This is a genomic window from Bacillus sp. (in: firmicutes), assembly GCA_017656295.1.
Classification (GTDB): Bacteria; Bacillota; Bacilli; order Bacillales; family JACDOC01; genus JACDOC01.
The window spans coordinates 85233-101553 of record JACDOC010000004.1; the positions used below are offsets into that span (position 1 = coordinate 85233).

22 protein-coding genes are annotated in these 16321 nt (G+C 37.0%); 8 read left to right on the forward strand and 14 right to left on the reverse strand.

The genetic code is table 11. From position 1 onward, the window contains the following. Positions 1-160 precede the first annotated feature (160 nt). The 3 genes from H0Z31_05730 to H0Z31_05740 all read left to right on the forward strand — a co-directional run bounded on the left by H0Z31_05730 (position 161) and on the right by H0Z31_05740 (position 1215). Positions 161-763, forward strand: coding sequence for a 1-acyl-sn-glycerol-3-phosphate acyltransferase (locus H0Z31_05730; protein ID MBO8176943.1), 603 nt, complete (start codon positions 161-163; stop codon positions 761-763). Between the two features lie 182 nt (positions 764-945). After that, a complete protein-coding gene (locus H0Z31_05735) occupies positions 946-1056 on the forward strand; it encodes a YjcZ family sporulation protein (protein ID MBO8176944.1) in 111 nt (36 codons plus the stop codon). Between the two features lie 33 nt (positions 1057-1089). Continuing rightward, the gene (locus H0Z31_05740; protein MBO8176945.1) at positions 1090-1215 is read left to right on the forward strand and encodes a YjcZ family sporulation protein; all 126 of its coding nucleotides are present in this window, start codon (positions 1090-1092) and stop codon (positions 1213-1215) included. 63 nt (positions 1216-1278) lie between these two features. Here H0Z31_05740 and H0Z31_05745 read toward each other — a convergent pair whose 3' ends face one another. From H0Z31_05745 to H0Z31_05780, 8 genes are all read right to left on the reverse strand, one after another. Beyond that, complete coding sequence (locus H0Z31_05745; GenBank protein ID MBO8176946.1) at positions 1279-1518, reverse strand: hypothetical protein; 240 nt, start codon at positions 1516-1518, stop codon at positions 1279-1281. Positions 1519-1686: 168 nt separating this feature from the next. After that, on the reverse strand, positions 1687-1833 hold the full coding sequence (locus H0Z31_05750) for a YvrJ family protein (GenBank protein ID MBO8176947.1): 147 nt from the start codon (positions 1831-1833) through the stop codon (positions 1687-1689). A 60-nt stretch (positions 1834-1893) separates the two neighbouring features. Then, positions 1894-2112, reverse strand: coding sequence for a DUF2922 domain-containing protein (locus H0Z31_05755; GenBank protein ID MBO8176948.1), 219 nt, complete (start codon positions 2110-2112; stop codon positions 1894-1896). Between the two features lie 43 nt (positions 2113-2155). Next, on the reverse strand, positions 2156-2371 hold the full coding sequence (locus tag H0Z31_05760) for a DUF1659 domain-containing protein (protein ID MBO8176949.1): 216 nt from the start codon (positions 2369-2371) through the stop codon (positions 2156-2158). Between the two features lie 351 nt (positions 2372-2722). After that, positions 2723-3547, reverse strand: coding sequence for a protein-glutamine gamma-glutamyltransferase (locus tag H0Z31_05765; GenBank protein ID MBO8176950.1), 825 nt, complete (start codon positions 3545-3547; stop codon positions 2723-2725). 442 nt (positions 3548-3989) lie between these two features. After that, positions 3990-4928 (reverse strand): ArsA family ATPase, encoded by a 939-nt coding sequence (locus tag H0Z31_05770; GenBank protein ID MBO8176951.1) that lies wholly within the window; start codon positions 4926-4928, stop codon positions 3990-3992. 12 nt (positions 4929-4940) lie between these two features. After that, a complete protein-coding gene (locus H0Z31_05775) occupies positions 4941-5210 on the reverse strand; it encodes a hypothetical protein (GenBank protein MBO8176952.1) in 270 nt (89 codons plus the stop codon). 60 nt (positions 5211-5270) lie between these two features. Next, entirely contained in the window at positions 5271-7010 is a 1740-nt protein-coding gene (locus H0Z31_05780; protein ID MBO8176953.1) for a carbon starvation protein A, read from the reverse strand. A gap of 391 nt (positions 7011-7401) precedes the next feature. On the opposite strand from H0Z31_05780, the gene H0Z31_05785 reads away from it, so the two are divergent. Further along, complete coding sequence (locus H0Z31_05785) at positions 7402-7893, forward strand: hypothetical protein (GenBank protein MBO8176954.1); 492 nt, start codon at positions 7402-7404, stop codon at positions 7891-7893. A 50-nt stretch (positions 7894-7943) separates the two neighbouring features. Here H0Z31_05785 and H0Z31_05790 read toward each other — a convergent pair whose 3' ends face one another. Beyond that, positions 7944-8459, reverse strand: a complete 516-nt coding sequence (locus H0Z31_05790) for a hypothetical protein (protein MBO8176955.1) — start codon at positions 8457-8459, stop codon at positions 7944-7946. Positions 8460-8925: 466 nt separating this feature from the next. On the opposite strand from H0Z31_05790, the gene H0Z31_05795 reads away from it, so the two are divergent. Both H0Z31_05795 and H0Z31_05800 read left to right on the forward strand, forming a co-directional pair. Continuing rightward, positions 8926-9351, forward strand: coding sequence for a DUF2621 domain-containing protein (locus tag H0Z31_05795; protein MBO8176956.1), 426 nt, complete (start codon positions 8926-8928; stop codon positions 9349-9351). A gap of 114 nt (positions 9352-9465) precedes the next feature. After that, complete coding sequence (locus tag H0Z31_05800) at positions 9466-10059, forward strand: DUF202 domain-containing protein (protein ID MBO8176957.1); 594 nt, start codon at positions 9466-9468, stop codon at positions 10057-10059. Positions 10060-10153: 94 nt separating this feature from the next. Here H0Z31_05800 and H0Z31_05805 read toward each other — a convergent pair whose 3' ends face one another. The 3 genes from H0Z31_05805 to H0Z31_05815 all read right to left on the reverse strand — a co-directional run bounded on the left by H0Z31_05805 (position 10154) and on the right by H0Z31_05815 (position 12102). After that, the gene (locus H0Z31_05805; GenBank protein ID MBO8176958.1) at positions 10154-10636 is read right to left on the reverse strand and encodes a cytochrome c biogenesis protein CcdC; all 483 of its coding nucleotides are present in this window, start codon (positions 10634-10636) and stop codon (positions 10154-10156) included. A gap of 138 nt (positions 10637-10774) precedes the next feature. Beyond that, on the reverse strand, positions 10775-11134 hold the full coding sequence (locus tag H0Z31_05810) for a response regulator (GenBank protein MBO8176959.1): 360 nt from the start codon (positions 11132-11134) through the stop codon (positions 10775-10777). A 260-nt stretch (positions 11135-11394) separates the two neighbouring features. Next, positions 11395-12102, reverse strand: coding sequence for a cytochrome c biogenesis protein CcdA (locus H0Z31_05815; GenBank protein MBO8176960.1), 708 nt, complete (start codon positions 12100-12102; stop codon positions 11395-11397). A gap of 252 nt (positions 12103-12354) precedes the next feature. Here H0Z31_05815 and H0Z31_05820 point away from each other — a divergent pair, with 252 nt between their 5' ends. Beyond that, positions 12355-12546, forward strand: coding sequence for an aspartyl-phosphate phosphatase Spo0E family protein (locus H0Z31_05820; protein ID MBO8176961.1), 192 nt, complete (start codon positions 12355-12357; stop codon positions 12544-12546). Positions 12547-12924: 378 nt separating this feature from the next. Continuing rightward, on the forward strand, positions 12925-13884 hold the full coding sequence (rsgA, locus tag H0Z31_05825) for a ribosome small subunit-dependent GTPase A (protein MBO8176962.1): 960 nt from the start codon (positions 12925-12927) through the stop codon (positions 13882-13884). A 114-nt stretch (positions 13885-13998) separates the two neighbouring features. On the opposite strand, the gene H0Z31_05830 is transcribed toward rsgA, so the two are convergent. Both H0Z31_05830 and H0Z31_05835 read right to left on the reverse strand, forming a co-directional pair. Continuing rightward, positions 13999-14247, reverse strand: coding sequence for a hypothetical protein (locus H0Z31_05830; protein ID MBO8176963.1), 249 nt, complete (start codon positions 14245-14247; stop codon positions 13999-14001). A 281-nt stretch (positions 14248-14528) separates the two neighbouring features. Continuing rightward, positions 14529-16319: an ABC transporter ATP-binding protein gene (locus H0Z31_05835; protein ID MBO8176964.1), complete on the reverse strand. Its 1791-nt coding sequence runs from the start codon at positions 16317-16319 to the stop codon at positions 14529-14531. Positions 16320-16321: the final 2 nt, after the last annotated feature.

The following is a 16321-nucleotide window of genomic DNA, read 5'->3' on the forward strand; positions in this document are numbered from 1 at the left end:
AACCATTCGATAGTTCCATACGGTCGTAAATAGTTATGTACAAAGAAATTCGAACATTTGTTCTAATTATACCTATTGATCAACGAAATGACTACACATTTTTTGGAAACATATGTTATGATTTAGCAATGAGATGACAATTTATCACCAGGAGGGAACTATGTATCGATTTGCAAAAACGATTCTGGTATTCCTACTAAAAATATTTCGTATTCAATATCAGGTGGTTTATCGCGAGCGGATTCCTAAATCGGGTCCATTTGTAGCCGTATGTACCCATCGCACATGGCTGGATATTCTTTTCCTTGCTCTAGCTCTGTATCCTCAACCTATTCATTTTATGGCAAAACAAGAACTTTTTCAAAATAAGTTCATAGGTAAATTGTTAACATCCTTGCATGCATTTCCGGTCAATAGAAACAATCCCGGACCAGGTGTGATGAAAAATTCCATTAAACGTTTAAAAGATGGCCATATTGTAGGCATCTTTCCCTCTGGAACACGAACAATGGAGAATAATTCACTAAAAAAAGGAGCGGCTTGGATTGCGAACAAAGCAAATGTCCCCATATTACCTGCGGTATATCATGGCCCACTTAGTTGGAGACAGCTTGTGAGAGAAAAAAAGATTACCATTTTAATCTGTGAACCAATAGACTTAAAACAATATGATGAACAAAAAGACATTGTGCAATATGCAACACAAAAAATTAATGATTCATTCATAAAATTAGAAAACGAATGGAATCGTTCGTCCCATTAACATCCTAAAAAGTCTCCACTTAAAATATTTTACAACCAAAACAACCCCTCAGAATAGCTGGAAGCTATCTGGGGGGTTGTATTAGTTTAAACATTCAAGATTCCGGGCACTTACCCATACACATTTTTCTTTATTACATATGATGATGATGTAATTAGATTTTATGAGGAGGAGACAAATTTATGGCTGACGGAAAAGGTGGATTTTACGGAGGCGGATTTGCGCTAATAGTTGTGTTATTCATTTTACTCATTATTGTTGGATCTAGCTACATCGGATACGGCTTCAATTAATCATTTGTATGAATGAAATAAGGGGTGATATACATGCATTACGGATATTATGGGTCCTGCGGTGGGTTTGGATATGGCCGCTATGCAGGCGGATTTGCGCTCATCGTTGTATTGTTTATCTTGTTAATCATTATCGGAGCCATCGGGTTCGGGTATTAAGTGGGCAAACAGAGGAGATTGTAATAAGTCTCTCCTCTGTTCATTTTTTTTTGCTCACGTTTTTTAAAAAAACGCGAAAGGGATTAAGGAAAATGCGATAATCGCACCGAGAGCAATTCCAATGGCCGCTCCAAATGCAAATCTTCTTCGAAAGAACGGACGCCCAAAGCGACGGTAACCTAACCCATAACCGAAACCTCTTGGCACAGCAGGTCGAATAGGACGAATAAACACGTGTGTACGACTTACCCGATGAATCACTCCTCGATGAACTCGTCCAAACCGATCCCGAATTTGTACCATCCTGCCGATATTTCTTGCACAAAGATGATGATAATATTGTGACACGAGAAACACTCCCTTATAAAAATTAACCACCTCTTTAATAAACTATGTGACAGGTACGTATTTGGACAAAGTCATTCGCGGAATTTGTCCATTTAATACGATTTTTAGTCATTGAACATGTATTTAATTCCATATCCCTTTTAAACGATCAGGTAAACTTTGAATCGATTGATTCACAGCTTCAAGTTTCGTTTCAATACGATACAGCAAATAAAAACTGACAAAAATCGGAAAACTCACTTCACTTATAATATTCATCCATTCGTTCATCGATACTCCCTCCTATGAGACAAAAGGGACAAAGCAGGATTCGCCTTGTCCCTTCTATGATTATTCCACCGTTACTTCTGTCACATTGCGTTCGACAACGCGGGCGCCTTCTATGGAAGCGAGCGGACCAGACGGTGTTAAAAAGGCATCCGATTGAATAATTTGATCCATCGACTGTTTCACTTGAATGGAGTCGACGGGTTCAATTGGTTCATCTACTGATATCGTCACCTTTTTTCCTTCGCTAGTTAAAAATTGTAGTTCTAAAGATTTAGCCATCTTTATCCTCCTCTCTTTCTATTTACCTATTATTCTTTAATAATTAAACGATGTTGTAGCGATCTTCTCGATTGATGCCGACAAGCGGACGAGTTGAAAGAGCACTAATGGCATTGGCTGCTTGAAACAATTGGTCAGCAGTAGCCGCTTCATTGACATTGGCATACGTTTTTGTTTTATAAATGACGTTCCCTTCTTCATCCGTTCCCGCCTCAAATACGAGACGAAGCTTCGTATTTTCTAGTAATGCTTGTGCCATATCTTCACCCCCTTCGCCTTTTATATAGGGAGAAGGTAGAGGATTGGTTACCATTTTTCTTAAAAAGTAGGCTATGTTATATTTCATTGTTGAATTTTAGCAAGTTGTTCACACGGCGGCGACTCCTGCGGGAACAAGAAGCCGCAAGACCCATACTTGAGCGTAGCGAGGGAAGCGGCTTGCCCGCGGAAAGCGTCCGACACAAGCGAAATGTATAAATATCAACAGTATCATTTAACAGAGCCAAAAAATAAAAAAAGACTCCTCAACGTTTTATCCAGACCCGAATGATAAAAAAAGGAGAATACATATTCCATGTCTAAAGGACGTTTCCATACCACATCTTAGGTGTTATAAAAAATAAGTTGTTGAACCAATTTTAGAAATGATCAGATTGGAAAACTGCTGATATATAAGGGGGCTTTCACGGAATATTTTTAATCTAAAAGGGCTTAAATAATCAAAATTTAAACGTGTAATATGATTTGTAAGATATGCTGACTTATTGGAATTTTTCTTTCTTTTTGTATTTAAAAAATTAATAATGATTTGACTCGTTGTAATTCCAATTCCATGTCCATAATAGAGATTCTCATCTAAGATAATCGCATTTTCACCTTGCCATTGTGAAGTTTTAGGGTCATGTTCAGGGTTTTTGAAGTAAACGCAATCTCCGGGTAGAAAATCCGTTCCTTCATGAGTACGAAGATTAAGATCCTGGTCATATACCCAATTGTATAAATAAAGACCTGAAAAAAGGCGATTAAATTGCTCTTTATTAATCGATTCTAAAACAGCCTTATAAAATATGATCACCATGGCTGTAGCACATTCAAATGCATACTTGCTTCCATTAAGGAAGATATCTTCAATCGCAGTTCGAGGTAAAACATTTGGTTTAAGGACAAAGGCTCCATTTTTCTCAAGTTTCCAATAGTTTTCGTTGCAGGTAGATGTACTATAGGTTGCAAATTGGACTCCACTATTATTTAACAAAACAGCTGCTTGAATGATTTGAAGCCTAACCGACAGTTCGAATTCCAGCTGCTCTATTGTTTCATACTCATAAATCTTGTTGTATTTCCCCATTAATTCAAGGATTTTAGTTTTTTCATACGATAAATTTTCGTGGTTGATTTGACTAACATCTATCAATTTTTGATTAATTTTTATCACTTATGATCTTTCCCCTTTTTTAGGTAATGAGATTAAAATTGATTATAGAGAATTGCAGCAATCCAAATACTGTTTAATAAATAATTATATGATTAATTAAAGTAAAATGACCAAATTTGAACACGGGGTATCCTCTGATAATTTTTTGAAACATATGTTTCGTACATTGTATAAATAATAGACTAATTTTCGATTTTAAAATAAAAATTTACTTATGTAAGAAAAGAGAGGATATATGTCCTTATATTGAACAAATATCCTCAAATCATTTTAGTAAAGTTAACTACAAAAACGAGACTCTACTTTACTTGGATTTGCAACCAACAGTGGAGTATGACAATGAATACAAAAAAATAAAAAGGAAATTGGTGTTCCCTATCTATGTACAACATGTCCTGTAACGGAAATTATTTAACATGTTAACCGAGAAGTCTCCCTACCTCTAAACAATGTGTAGGCGGGAGAGGTTCATTTGGGCACTGAAATTTCGGATATCTTCCAACGAACGAATATCATGTGGAAAAAGAGGAATAAACGTCATTTGAACTTTGTCAAACGTTTCTTTTATTATTTGTAAATATTCTTGTTCAACCTGTTTTCGTTGTTCCCAAAAAGAATCCAATCCTTCATTTGGTAATACTTTGTTAATGACAAGATGACGAACGTCCATCTGAAAGGCGCGTAACTGTTCGATTGCTCGTTTCGTTTCTTCAATAGGAAGCCGTTCAGGATTTAACACGAAAACAAATTCCGTTTGTTCCTGATCCGTAAGTATATCTCGAACTTTTGTAAACTTGTGCCGTCGATTCATTAACACTTCGTATATCGGATCGTCAGGTACATCACCGTCATACAAGAATTGTGAATATTGTTCTTTCATATTTTTTCTACGTTGGAGTAACCCATCGATCCAAGCACCCATTAATTCTGGTAACATAAGTAAACGTAGTGTATGTCCTGTCGGTGCTGTATCAAACACAATCACATCAAATGACGATTCATCAACAATTAGAGAGGCCATTCGGTCGAATACGGCCGCTTCTTGAGCACCTGGAGAGCTTTTCACAAGGTCAAGCTGACGATACACTTCTTCTATCATCGTCCCTTTGACAAGCCCTTTCATATTCTTTTTCACTTCTCTTATATATTGATCAGTTTCTATGTCGGCATCTAACTCTATGATGGATAAATGATTTGAAACTTGTACATATGTATGTGTCGTTTCGTTGATATGAAACAAATCCGCCGCATTGTGAGCAGGATCCGTTGAAACAAGGAGCGTTTTTAATCCTTGTTCACTACATGTAAAGGCAAGAGCAGCTGCTGTCGTACTTTTACCAACTCCTCCCTTTCCACCTATAAAATACAGTTTTCGTTTCATCTTTTATCCTCCCTAACAACATCGGATTCCATCAAGTGGTGATTTTTCCATTCCCATCCGAAGATGCCATTCATGGAAGCGTTCAATTATCAGCGGATATAATTCTAATGTATAATAAAAAGCCGGGTTTGGAATCCCTAACATTTCTGATGCACAAAGCAGCATAAATAAATCTTCTTCCTCGCGAATTTCTCTTAGAATTTGTGCACGATGAGGTTGTTTTAACATTTGATCGTAAATTTCGATAGCATTTTTCAATTGTTTCAAAAAAGGAATCGACATTTTCCTACCCCCTTTTTTGTGTAAAGAAGGAATAGGGTAACTCTCCCTATTCCTCAAACATTACATATCTGTGGAAATTGGATCGATAGGGCGTCGGTTAACAAAAGCAGCAATTGCCACAAGAATGATCCAGAAAACAAATACCAGGATGAGTCCACCGAGAACGAATAACAGCATATTCGGATCATTACCAACGAATGACCATTTATAGACGACTTGTTGAACCATTGCCCACAGAGTCATAAAGAAAATGAATACCATCGGAATAAAGGTGAATAAATAGTTTCTACCTAGCCGCTTCAACCAAATGGTAATTAAAAGTAAGCTTACTCCTGCAAGCAGTTGGTTGCTCGTTCCAAACAATGGCCATAATAAGTAACCACCTGAACCGAAACCATTTGGTCCTTTCGGTAATAACACTAACGCTAAACTAGATAAAACTGCAACCGATGTCGCGACATGCATTTTTGTTAGCGGTTTTAAGTTGTACTCTGCACCGATCTCTGAAATAATGTACCGCATAAGTCGCACTGACGTATCTAACGTAGTAGCGGCAAAACTTACAACAATCACGGAAACGATCGTACGTGCGACATCAGCTGGAATCCAAATACCTGTTGCTAACAACGCAGCCCCGTTAATAAAATTGCCAAGACCTCCTTGGCTTGCAGCTTGAAAGGAAGAGTAAGCAGCCAAAAATTCACCTTGGGTGGCGAATACCGTCGTAACGGCAATAATGGTAATAAGGGCTAACGAACCTTCACCTACCGCACCTAAATACCCAACGAAGCGAGCATCTGTTTCTTTATCGAGTTGCTTAGAACTTGTTCCCGATGATACTAACCCGTGGAATCCTGAAATCGCTCCACACGCAATGGTAATAAATAGTAATGGGAACCAAGAAACATCGGCGTTCGCATTCGTCATTGGTGCCGTTACTTTTGGTTGTAAAAAGACAAGGCCTAAATATAAAATAAGTAGCCCAATAAGTAATTGATGGGAATTAATGTAATCACGAGGCTGTAATAGTTTCCAAACTGGTAATGTCGAAGCAAAATAGCTATACACCATTAAAATAACAATCCAGACAAAAAAGGCCATCGCTACGCCGTCTAATCCAAATAATACGGTATTCTCTGCTCCTCCAAAATATTTCACTAGGTCGATTTGAAGGGCTGGAATTTTACTTGTAAGTACAGCTGTTCCATACATAATAACTAGAGCGATAATTGATGGTATAAGCATTTCTTTTTTTCGTTTATATACCGCATAGCCAATCCAAATCGCCAGTGGGATTTCGATAAACACTGGCAACACACTTGCCGGAAATTTAATAAACAAATTCGAAATGACCCAAGCAAACACAGCATTTACCATGAGAACCAAAATAAGGATAATAAATAAAAACATCATTTTGGCACTGCGACCAATTAACCGATTGGTAATCGTTCCGACCGATTGCCCTTTATGGCGTACAGATAACACGAGCGTCCCAAAATCATGAACTCCAGCCGCAAAAACAGTCCCTAAAATAACCCATAAAAAGGCCGGTAGCCATCCCCAATAAACCGCAATGGCTGGTCCAACAATTGGTGCCGCTCCAGCAACGGAAGTGAAATGGTGGCCCCACAACACGACCTTTCTAGTCGGAACAAAGTCCACTCCATCATTATATTTGTGAGCTGGAGTGACATAGTTCGGGTCTAACCGATAAATCTTTTCGGCAATAAATTTTGAGTAATACCGGTACCCTAAAGTGAACACAAGCATACCTGCGACTGCCAACCAAATCGAATTCATCTTCTCTCCCCTTTCTTTGACCTGTTTCAATTGAATCATAAGAAAAAAAATGGACTATTGTCAATATTTTCTGAACTTTCTATGAAATAAATTTTCGATAAATTTCGACAATCCCCTTCTACAGAATGGGCATTTTTGTTTGCAACGTCTTTTACTTTTATATAGGCTACTTACTTTCCTATTCCTCCAAAAATAGACTAAGACTGATTAAAAATTATCAAAATGACACCCACCTTTTACCTTTAAGACTGATTCACTTCTAAGATGTTCACAAGTTAAAAGATAATCGCGACTCAAGTAGGAATCATAACTTCAACATCTAATCATATGTATAACTAAATTCATGTACTTTCCATTTGGCATTCGTAGATAGTGGAGGTGGAAAATTCAATTGGAAAGGCATTTGTTAAGATTAAGAGCACAACTTGGCTTGCTAATAATAGTCACAAGTTTCGTCTTACCATTTGTCACGATTATTCCTATGAAAATATTTATTGCCCAATTTACCAACGAAACAGCGTTCGGAATACTCCTGCAAGGTTATATCTTCTCTGTTCTTTCTTTTCTATGTTTCGGAATCGGATTAGTCGTATGGTCCTCCAAACGTCTGATTCTACTCATTAGTGCGATGGGTCTCTTTGTTACTAGTTTCATTTGCTTTTGGATGTCATTGAATGGTTATCCTAGTGTCCGGAACAAAATCATTACAGGTTCGCTTTGGAAAAACGATCATTACCTTTTACAAGAAGATGTATATGTTTCCAAGGAATTCGGCCTTACGTACCTTTACTTACAAGATGGTCCAGTTGATGTTGTCCCCCTCTTGTTCACGAATCCTTCATTTGACAATTTCTTTAATGAATCCATTAAAAGTAATAATTGATATATAAAAAGCTGACTCGGCAAAGGTTCTCGAGTCAGCTTGGAACTTTTTTACATATTGACATCATTGTATAGGCTTGACTTATGTAAGCCAACTTCTTCGAGTACGCTAGCAATTTTTTCATCGGCTTCCATAAATTTTGCGTCAGCAGCTTCAAAAGATGGTGCTTCCTTTGTTAATTCTTCCTTGATCATTTCGTACGATCCAACTACTGTTTCAAGTGATTCTTTTAATGTTTCTTCATAAGCATTCAGTTCAGTTGGAATCGTGACGCTTTGCAATGCTTCAACAACCTTTTCGGCTGATGTTAACGCTTCTTCTTTTAACTGTGCCATTTCCTCTGAACTTTCTTTTTCCATCGCTTCACGATATGTATTTAATGCGGTATCGTTTTCATTAATCGTGTTCGTCATTTCCATATAGAAATTCATCATGGCCTTCTTCGCATCTACTGTTTCAGTTTCTTCTGTAGGTTGTTCATTTGCACTTTGTTCTTCTGTTTGGTCGTTGGAACAAGCTCCAAGAACAATGGCAAGCGCTAATGTAGCCCCCCATATTTTTTTCATCATTCGTCCACCTCACAAGTAAAAATTTTTTCACAATAATGAAACATACTAATTTTTTGAAGCGATCGATAAGAATATTAGCAAAACAAAAAGAAAATGTAAAGTTTTTCTAAATTCGTTGTAATTTATTAAATTATCTGAATATATTTTTGTTCTCGTTTTTATTTTTTGGCTACGTTAAATGTCATTGTTGATTTTTAGCAAGCTATTCACATGGAGCGAAAGGCGGCGACTTCAGCGGGGACAAGAAGCCAAGCAAGACCCATACTTGAACGTAGCGAGGGAAGCGGCTTGCGGCTTGCCCGCGGAAAGCGTCCGCCACAAGCGTAATGACAGTATCGTTTAACAGAGCCATTTTATTTGAAAAAGTACATATTCTTGCAACACTTTTTTCCTATTGTCTATAATGGAAAACGAGAATGGACCATACGGATCATTGATCTACATCATACTTGGAGGTTGTTTTATGCTTGAAGGCTGGTTTTTATGGTTTATATTAATTTGGATTTTTATTTTAGTTGGTTCTTTTGCGATTGGTGGCTATTTTATGTTTCGTAAATTTTTAAAACGGTTACCAAAAGCCGACGGTAAGTCCGATCTAGACTGGGAAGAATATTACATAAAAGAAACGCGCCATCTTTGGACAAGTGAACTAAAAGCTTTATTAGAGGAATTAGTGAGCCCTGTACCTGAATTATTCCGGGATGTTGCCCGCCAAAAAATTGCCGGAAAGATAGGAGAACTTGCCCTAAAAGAAAAAGCCGATCAAATGACGTTAGATTTAGTAATACGAGGGTATATTTTAGCTACCCCGAAACGAGATCATAAATTTTTACGTAAAAAATTAAAAGAATTAGAAATTGATATAACACCGTATGAACAATTATTCTAAAAGCTTGGTTCTCCAAGCTTTTTTGTTTTAAAACTTGAACTTTTAAAAAAATCAATATATTATTTGTCTATCAATAGTAAAATTTTGACAAAAACTACAAAAAGGAGGGGCATTGTGGTAAAGCCCACAAATCGTACCATTTTTATAGCGCTTGGAGTTATTTTCATTCTTTCCTCCGTTATCACGTCTCTTTTTCTATCAGGGTTAATAAAAAGTATTTTGTTCCGTCCAAATGGCGTTTTTCTTTTTGGTTCGACATCGTTATCTTACATTTACATAGCCCTATCCCAAATATTACTAGGCATTAGTTTTATTCTAATTGGCCTTTCTTTTCTTCCAAAGGTCATTCGCAGAGGATCTGCCACGGTACTTATTTTGGGAGCGTTGATCACTGCGTTCATTGGTTTTAACGATTATTACTATGCATCTAGGGATGGCGTGTATGTGAATAAAACAACGGATTGGAAAGGAACATGGATTCCATGGTCGGATGTTGAACATATGGATATAGTATATAATGTGAAAGATCATTCTCCTCTTCCTCATTCGATTGTTTTTCACACCAAAGCAAAAAGGAAATATGATATACCCATGGATGGGTATGTGTACAACTCAAGAAAAACCATCCGCTACCATGTCAAGCAAGCAGGCGGCACTGTTTCTGACAAAGTCATTCACCCTACAACAACCAACAATGGAAAAAAATAATCATTTTCTCTATCGATAAACTTCATCTCTCCTAAAGGTAAAAAACAAAAAAACGTTTGGTTAAGGAATGGTAACTCTTAACCAAACGTTATTCTTATCCTTTGGTTGCTACTATCCAGTCATTCTTTTTTTGCAGCTTCATGTATTGGATATACATCGCTATGCGCCATGGGACAATCATACCAAATGCTAAAATCCAGAACATTCCACTAAGTTCTCCTACATCAATGGAAGTGCTCAAAATGAACTTAGCAATGATTCGAATAATCAGCAATCCAATTAAAATAAATATAAAAGCTTTTGATCGTTTTAAATAAATGTTACCATCTTTAATTTCAAACTTAGATGTTTTAATCAAGAAAATCGAAAAAATCATTCCAACAACGAGTGCCTCTACCACTTGGGCAAAACTTACTCGAAACATCGGATGAAGAAACATGAGAGCCCCAGTACTCATAAAAAGCGGTGGCAATATAATTTTTTTCGCATTTACAGGTTTTTTAGAAGCTTTCATTCGAACAAATAAAATGAGAAATCCCATGAAAATGGCGATAACCGATGAAATCAATACGTTCATAAGTAATCATCCTAACTGTTTCACTATTCATTTTTCAATTTTACTATATAACATAATCATCAACAAATGTCTATCACCGCTCTATGTTACCACATTCAAACAAAAAAGGGACAAGAACGATTCTTGCCCCTAAAATTATTATCCGACTACTCGATTGACTGCTTCGATGACCCGTGTTTCATCGAATGGTTTAACGATAAAATCTTTCGCGCCTGCTTCAATCGCTTCTACAACCATCTTTTGTTGCCCCATAGCCGAGCATATAATGATTTTGGCTTGTGGAAATTCCTCTAAAATATGTTTTACTGCTTCAATCCCTGTCATGATCGGCATGGTAATATCCATTGTCACTACATCTGGTTGCAATTCCCGATACCGTTCGATCGCTTCTTTTCCGTTTTCTGCTTCGCCAACAACTTCATGATTTCCTTTTTTTAACATATTCGTTAGCGTCATTCTCATAAATTTCGCATCATCCACTACTAACACTCTTGCCACCGATGTTCCTCCTCAATAACCTAAACAATTTCAAAAAAATGTTGATCTCCCCCTCAAAAAAATGTTGATCTCCCCCTCAAAAAAATGGATGTTCCTTCGAAATTTGTAAATGTTCGCTAACGGCCCATCTACTCCTTTCGAGGGGTATTATTACAAAAAATATCCAATATAAACAATATTTTCATCGTATTTACTTATAAAAATTATAACAAAGGTCCTACTTTTTATACAATGGGTAACTTACCGACAAAAATCGCCTATTAAAAGCCTTTAAAGTCACCAAATAGGCCTGACAATAAACTGATCATGTCCGTCATCCAGTCAAAATAAAGCATAATACCCATAATGATCATTAAGTAACCACCGATTTTGACGATAGCAACATTATGCCGACGAATCCAATTCAATCTTCCAATAAAAAAAGACATGACGAAAAACGGAATCGCAAAACCAAGTGTATAAGCTACCATATACAATAGTCCTGATTCAGGGTTTGATGCGGCAAGAGCGATAACAGAAAGTAATATTGGACCGGTACAAGGTGTCCACCCAGCTGCAAACGCCATACCAATTAAAATGGATCCTACATAGCCAGAAGGACGGTTCGTAAATTGGATACGGGAATCTTTCATTAAAAATTTCGGCTTGAATACTCCAGCAACGATTAAACCGAAAACGACAATAAATATAGCACCTAATTGCCGAATTAAGTCTTTATATTGGATAAAAAATGTTCCGATCAATGACGTCCCAAAACCTAAAGCAACAAAAATACTTGAAAAACCAATCAAAAAGAAAATGGTATGTAATAAACTTCTTTTTTGTAACATCCCGTTTTCTACTTTTATTTCATTTACACTCATTCCAGTAATGTAAGAAAGAAATGCAGGATAAAGGGGTAGACAACATGGAGAAATAAAACTTAAAAAGCCTGCACCTAAGGCTACCCATACATTGACGTCTGTCACGTCAATCACTCCTTTATTTAATCTATGTTCATATTTTAGCAAATAATAATAGATTCCATAAAGAAAACCATTGTGAATACTTTGTGACACCCTTTCTCTCAAACAATATTTACAAAAAACATACAAGTAATAACATTTTTGCTTTGAAATTGGAAACATTATTCGATATACTTGAACTATATTCTGTTACAATTATTTCTAGTTCTGTTTTTTCATAGTATTTGAAAATAAACAATGAAAGGACAGCTGACCGTGTCGAAACAAGAGTTACTAGAAAAAATTGAAAAAAAGAGATACGAATTATTTGAAGTGGTGGCAAAGTCTGGTCTATCATCACCAATTGCCATCCAATATAGTCAAGAACTTGATACATTATTAAACGTATACAATCGCCTATATTTGAAAAAGGAAAAACGTTCGCTTTCAGCCCAAACTGTAAACTAGTTAATCGCCACGCCCCATCTCCATCAATCGACCCTTGATACCAATTACCAAAAAAGTCCAATATCATTGGTCTTTTTTTATTTCTTCGCCTATTGCTTCCAGTATTTTTCATTGATAATATGTATGTATATTTTCGAATCGAAAGGAGCGATGCATATGGCCGTTATGAACAAACAACCCTATTATTTTCTAATTATGCGCATCATAGGAGGACATCGCTCATAGGTTTCGATTCCTCTATGATGCCAATCAATCATAGAGGAGGAATATGGATTGACTATTGAACAATTTGGATGGAATACAACGTGGCACCAAGAATTTCTTCCTTGGGAAGAAAAAGGATTTATTCCAGGCCGCGTAACCATTGAGCATAAACGGATGTACCGTGTACAAACAAACGATGGAGAATATTTATGTGAGCTTTCCGGAAAGTTTCGATACATGACAAGCGAGCGGCATGAATTCCCGGCCGTTGGCGATTGGGTCATTGTTCAAGCATTACCGAAAGAAAAAAAGGGATTCATTCAAGGAATCCTTCCCCGGCGTAGCCAGTTTATCCGAAAGGTAGCTGGAGAGGAAACAACTGGACAGGTCATTGCCGCTAATATTGATACCATCTTTCTTGTCATGGCGCTAACGAATGACTTTAACGTGCGGCGTTTAGAACGGTATTTAGTACTTGCGTGGGAAAGCGGAGCCAATCCGGTTATCATTTTAACGAAGGCTGACTTATGTTCAAATGTTGAAACGTACGTGGAAAAAGTTCATTCAGTAGCTTTAGGAGTTCCTGTTCATCCAATATCTTGTTACGAAGGAACAGGATTGGATGAATTATCAGCATACTTACAAGTAGGAAAAACGATTGCTCTTGTCGGTTCTTCAGGTGTTGGAAAATCAACCCTTATGAATTATTGGCTAAAAGAAGAATATCAAGCGGTTCAAGAAGTAAGACAAAATGATAATAAAGGACGTCATACAACCACACACAGGGTACTATTTCATCTTCCAGAGGGTGCCTGTGTAATTGATACTCCTGGCATGCGGGAATTATCATTATGGGAAAGCAACGAAGGATTAGATGAAACTTTTGAAGATATCATTCAACTAGCACAATACTGTCATTTTAACGATTGCCAACACAATACAGAACCGAAATGTGCTGTGCGAAACGCAATCGAAAAAGGTTCCTTATCGCCTCACCGTCTAGAAAGCTATCGTAAATTGCAAAAAGAGTTAGCGTACGTGGCTCGGAAAGAAAATGAAAGGCTTCAACACAACTCAAAACGCCGTTGGAAAGCAATATCTAAGGAAATGCGCCAGTATAAAAAACGTTATTAAATCGTAAAGACGAAAGTCCACGAATAGGACTTTCGTCTATTATTTCTGTAAATGCAATCCATAATTGTATTCGCTCTATAACGCCCTGCTCTATTCTTAATTAGGTGATTACCATTAAAAACCTGTTGGTTGTTGTCCGTACCCATGCATTGGGTAATGATAATGATACTCTTGATGAACATCATGGTGCGTATGTGGATAATAATGATGTTCATAAGGGTAATGATGGCATCCATAATGATGAAGATCATGATGTTGGTGGTGATGAAACGGATGTCCGTAATGGTAATCATAATGATGGTAAGGATGATGAGGATTACCCCAATACCAATTACGAGAATCTTCTACAGGAAATGGAAACATCGAGCATATTCTCCTTTCAATTATGATTCTTCCATTTCTAACTTATGCCATTCACTTTATTCCGTACATTGTCCTAGAGGGATATCCTTGGGACCATATTTATAACAAAGGCGATGTTATATGTCATTGTTGATTTTTAGCAAGTTATTTTACACGAAGCGAAGGGCGGCTTGCCCGCGGAAAGCGTCTGCCACAAGCGAAATGTAAGAATATCAACAGTATCGTTTAACAGAACCATAACAAAAAAGAGCTGGTTCCGTTTAGGAGCCGGCTCTCATTTATTAAGAAACGATATTTTCCATACTCTCCGTTAACCCATTTTGAAGAAGATACATTTTGTAGTACAACCCTCGTATAGCGAGTAGTTCTTGATGATTTCCGCGTTCTACAATTTCCCCTTGATGTAATACTATAATTTGATCTGCATCTTGAATCGTAGATAACCGATGAGCAATCGCTATCGTTGTTCGTCCTTTTCTCATTTTTTCTAGCGCAATTCCGATGGCCTCTTCTGTCTCAGTGTCAATATTCGCAGTTGCTTCATCTAATACTAAAATTTTTGGATTGGTCGCAATCGTTCGTGCAAACGCAATCAGCTGACGTTGACCACTAGAGAAAGTTGAACCTCTCTCCACCACTTGATGGTCGTATTGATTTGGTAAATGTTCGATAAACGGATGGGCTTGCACAAATTTGGCCGCTTGGGTCACCTCTTCATCGGAAAGTGATTCATTATATAGCCGAATATTATCTTTAATGGTCCCAAAAAATAGGAACGGATCTTGTAAAACCAGCCCCATTTTCTTTCGTAGCTCTTCTTTCGGATACGCTTTTATAGAGCGTCCATCAATCAAAATATCGCCTTCTTCAAATTCATAAAAGCGCATAAGCAAGTTAATGATGGAACTTTTTCCACTTCCCGTATGACCAACTAAGGCAACTGTTTCACCTGGTTTTGCTGTAAAAGAGATGTTTTTTAATACATTTCGTTTCCCATCATAACTAAATGTAACATTTCGAAACTCGATTTCACCTTGTTTAATCTCAATTGGCTGCTCTTGTTGCGCTGGTTCCATTTCTTTTTCGTCTAACAATTTAAATACACGCGAGGAAGCGACAATCGCTTGTTGAAACATAGAAAGCCTCATCATCATTTGGTTGACGGGTTCAAAAAATCGATCTAAATAGTTGACAAAGGCATATAAGACACCAATTTCAATTGGACTATTCAACGAAGTAATACCGAAATAACTTAAAATAAGAATTAGAGAAAAAACATATACGACATCCACCGCTGGACGAAGCAGTAGCCCATCTAATTTAATGTTTCGCATGCCCGCTTCATAATGTTTTTCATTAATCGCACCAAACTCTTCACGTAAACGGCGTTGTTGGCGAAACACTTGAATGATCGCCATTCCTTGTAATGATTCATTTAACTTTGCATTTAATTGACTTAACCGTTCGCGTAAATCCGTATAAAAGGTCGAACTATATTTCCGATATGTCCGCATAATAAGGAAAATAATTGGTAAAATAGCTGTGCAAAAAAGCGCTAATTTCACATTTAAACTAAACATAGCAATGAACACACCGATTAAGAAAAAGCTACTTTGGATAAACGTCACTAACACTTCGACAAACATCTCTTTGATCGCTTCCGTATCGTTTGTGACACGAGAAACGATACTCCCAGCAGGGGTCTTATCGAAATAGCGCATACCAAGTGATTGTACTTTTGTAAACACATCTATACGAAGCTGCTGAATAATTTTTAACGCAATCTCTTGAAATTTTAACAATTGAAAATAGGAAATAATGACTTTTAAAAAATGAATTCCTAAATAGCTTACCGCTAATGTCACAAGTGCCCCTTGTGGAAAATATTGCGGTGTTAAGTAATCATCGATAAAAATTTTAACAAGAATCGGACCAAGAACTTCCCCTGTGGTTGATAAAGCTAATAAGAAAAAAGCAAATACAATCGGTTTCCAATGGGGTTTGGTATACTTCATTAAACGAATAAAAACGTTCCTTTGTTCTTTCGCCGACATTACTGTTCCTTTTTCCATCC